Annotated in this window: 1 protein-coding gene; it reads left to right on the forward strand. The window is 57.4% G+C overall.

The window, feature by feature from the left end; translation table 11 throughout:
* Positions 1 to 3,211, forward strand: a 3,211-nt coding sequence (locus WBR57_RS26395; protein ID WP_424087978.1) for an RHS repeat-associated core domain-containing protein, incomplete at both ends; no start/stop codon positions are given.

Consider the following 3,211-nt stretch of genomic DNA (forward strand, 5'->3'; position numbering starts at 1 on the left):
GCAATACGACAACTCTGCAATATGACCATAACGGCACCAACGGCGTGCCCCGATTGCTGAGCATCACCGATGCCTTGGGACAAGTCACGCACCTATTCTACAATCTGGCGAGTGACCGGCTCAAGATCACCCAAGTCACCGATCCGTTTGGACGCAGCGCCTATTTTCAATACGATTCGCAAGGGCGGTTAACCTCCAGCACCGACGTGATGGGCATGGTTTCCTCGTTCACCTACGATTCCAACTCGGTCATGAACTCGATGACCACACCTTACGGAACGACGACCATGACGCAGTCGGATACTCCCACCCAAAGATATGTGCAGGTCGTCAATCCGCTGGGGCAAACAGAACGGGTCGAATTCGATGTTGAAAACCCGAATGTTTCCTCGATGGAAACGACCTTTCCCAGCGACATGTCCGCTTACAACACGGCCTTGGACCAGAACAACACCTATTATTGGGATAGGCGCGCTTATGGAGACGCGGTGGCGGCAGGTTCGGCTCCGGGCACGGCGGGCTCCTATAGTTTCGCCAAGGTCAGCCATTGGATGACGGCGTTCCAAGGGCTTTTGCCGGTGGCGGCCAGTGAAAAGAAGGCGCTGGAAAACCGGGTCTGGTATGCCTATCCGGGCCAAACCAGCGCCGGTCTCCTGCCCGATGGCGGCATCGGGTCTCCCGCCGAAACCGAGCGTGTTTTGGACAACGGGACCACCCAGACTTCCTCGGCAAGTTATAATGCTTCGGGATTGGTCACCCAAAGCGTCGATCCGCTGGGGAGGACGACCAATTACAGTTACGATCCCAACAACGGCATCGATCTCTTGCAGGTCACCCAAACGAATGGTTCCGGGCAGGATGTGCTCAGCACGATGACTTATAACAGTCTTCATGAACCGCTGACGGCCAAGGATGCCTCGGGTCAAACGACCACGATGACCTACAATGCCCAGGGTCAACTGCTCACGCGAACCGTGGTGGTCAATGCGCAGAACCAAGTCACCACGATGGTGTATGACGGCAATGGTTATTTGCAAAGCGTCACCGGTCCGGTGGCGGGAGCCACGACCGGCTATGCTTATGACAGCTTCGGCCGGGTCCACACCGTGACGGACAGCGAAGGTTATATCGTCACCACCACCTATGACAATCTCGATCGTCCTATCGCAACCACTTACCCGGATGGCACCAGCGACCAAACGGTTTATCTCTATCTGGATGCGGTGAAGCAAATCGACCGGCAGGGACGCAAGACCCTCCGGCAGTACGATGCGATCCGGCAATTGAGCCAGACGACCGATCCGCTGGGCCGCACCACGAAATATACCTGGTGCACCTGCGGGGGCCTGTCGACGCTGACCGATGCCAACGGCAATGTCACGACCTGGAACCTCGATACGGAAGGCCGGGTGACGGCCAAGATCTACGCCGACAGCAGCCGGATCAACTATGTTTACGAAAACAGCACGAGCCGGTTGCACCAGATGACCGATGCGCGGGGCAACGTGGCCGTTTACACCTACAATCTCGACAACACGCTGGCTTCGACCGCCTACACTCCGGCCGGCGGAGTCGCCGCAACCCCCAACGTCAGCTTCGCTTACGATCCGGTCTATAACCGGCTCACCGGCATGACCGACGGCACGGGCACGACGACTTACACTTATAATCCCATCACCGGATCGGTGACAACCGGCGCGGGTCGGCTGGGCAGTGTGAGCGTGCCGATTGCGGGAAGCAGTGCCACGGTGACTTATGCCTATGATGAATTGGGTCGGGTGGTGACGCGTGGCGTTGACGCTTCAACCACCAACGCAAATAATGTCAGCACGACCTTCGATGCCTTGGGCCGGGCCACCAACGTGACCAATCCGCTGGGAGCGTTCATCTACGCGTATGTGGATCAGACCAGCCGGTTGTCGGGCGTGACTTATCCGAGTAGCACTGGACTAAACACGAGTTACAGCTATTTTAACAATGTGGGAGACCAACGCCTGCAGGAGATCAAGAATTTGAAAGGCAGCACCCCGCTCTCGAAGTTCGATTACACCTACAACGCGGTGGGGACGATTGCGACGTGGACGCAGCAGGCCGACAGCGGCACGGCGGTGGTCAATACGTTGAGCTATGATAATGCCGACCAGTTGACCAACGCCGTGCAGAGCGGCGGCGGCAGTGCGAGCAATGCTTACAGTTATGATCCGGCGGGCAACCGTCTGGCGGAAAAGACGCAGAGCACCACGACCACGGGCCGGTTCAACAACCTCAATCAACTGACCGCCTACAGCGGTGGGACCGTTGCTCAAACCGTCAGCGGCCACGTTGTCGTCCCGGCCAGTGTGACCGTTGACGCCGTGCCGGCCACCGTCACGCAGGGCACCAACTTTAGCGCCAACGTCCCGCTGCCCAACGGCACGAACGTCCTTAGTGTCGTGGCGTTGGATACCAGCGGCAACACGACCACCCAACGGTTCCAGGCCGTCATCAGCGGCACGCTTCCTCCCAGCCTCAGTTACGACGCCAACGGCAACGTCCTCACCGACGAGAACGGGAACGCCTATCAGTGGGACGCGTTGAACCGACTCATTTCGATCACCTATCCGGGCGGCGCCTCCAGCCTGTTCGCCTACGACGGCTTATCCCGCCGGATATCGATCATCGAAAAGAACAGCGGAGGCACGGTCACCAGCACGAAGAACTACCTCTGGATCGGCCAGGAGATCGCCGAGGAACGTGACAGTTCCAACAACGTCACCAAGCGGTTCTTCCCCCAGGGCGAACAGCAAGCCGCTACGCCTTACTACTACACATCCGACCACTTGGGGAGCATCAGAGAAATGCTCAACGGTTCCGGCACCATCGTGGCCAGATACAGCTACGACTCCTACGGCAGGGCCACATTAGTTAGCGGCACGAATTTGGCCACGTTCCAGTACGCTGACTACTATGCACATCAGCCGAGCGGTCTAAATTTGACGTTATTCCGTGCCTACGATCCGAATACCGCTAGATGGTTGAGCCGCGATCCTCTTCCCAATGTTGAAATGGATCAAGGCGCTAATCTCTACGAATATGCTGCCAATGACCCTGCGAAGTATTTTGATGTCTTGGGGCTTGCAATAGGCGCTGATGATGCCGGGCGCAAATGCGATTGCAAGGATATGAAACCAGTAGAAGAACGCGAATTTATTCCTTTGGGAATACCTCATAC

This window comes from Pseudomonas sp. (assembly GCF_049590575.1).
Taxonomy (GTDB): domain Bacteria; phylum Pseudomonadota; class Gammaproteobacteria; order Pseudomonadales; family Pseudomonadaceae; genus Aquipseudomonas.